This is a genomic window from Haloferax sp. Atlit-6N (assembly GCF_003383195.1).
Taxonomy (GTDB): domain Archaea; phylum Halobacteriota; class Halobacteria; order Halobacteriales; family Haloferacaceae; genus Haloferax; species Haloferax gibbonsii.
Genome location: NZ_QEQJ01000278.1, coordinates 1 through 473, shown reverse-complemented (window position 1 = coordinate 473; position 473 = coordinate 1). Strand labels below are relative to the sequence as shown.

1 pseudogene is annotated in these 473 nt (G+C 66.6%); it reads right to left on the bottom strand.

Annotated features, from left to right (window positions below):
* Nucleotides 1–69: 69 nt before the first annotated feature.
* Nucleotides 70–473, bottom strand: a pseudogene (locus DEQ92_RS22335) (translation initiation factor IF-2 subunit alpha); the annotation flags it as partial.

Genomic DNA, 473 nt, shown 5'->3' with positions numbered 1-473 from the left:
TGGAACACACGCGAATGTCGGATTTCACGAGCGGAAGATGGGGGCGTGGTCGCAGTCGGTCAGTCGGGGTTATTCGTCTTCTTCGTGCCGTTCGCGGTGGTAGTTGGCAGTACCGCCGTCGGCCTCGATCGACTCGCTGGCGCGGCCGGCGGCCGCCTCGAGGGCGTCCTCGGCCGTCTTGTAGTCCGGCGCGCGGACGCGGATGCGGTACTCCGGCGAGCCGACGTAGGTGACTTCGAGTTCGATCTCCTCGGGGATCTCGTCCTCGTCGCCCTCGGCCGCCTTGAGCGCCTCCTTGATCCGATCGACGCCGTCGCCGGTCGGACACCGGAGATCGACGTAGCCCGTGACGTTCACGTACGGGACGGAGACGTTCTGGCGTGCGGTGTCGACGATCGCCTCGATCTCGTCGTCGTCGAGGTCGACGTCTTCGAGCGCGCTGGTGCCGTGGATCGCGGCCGACTCGAAACTGT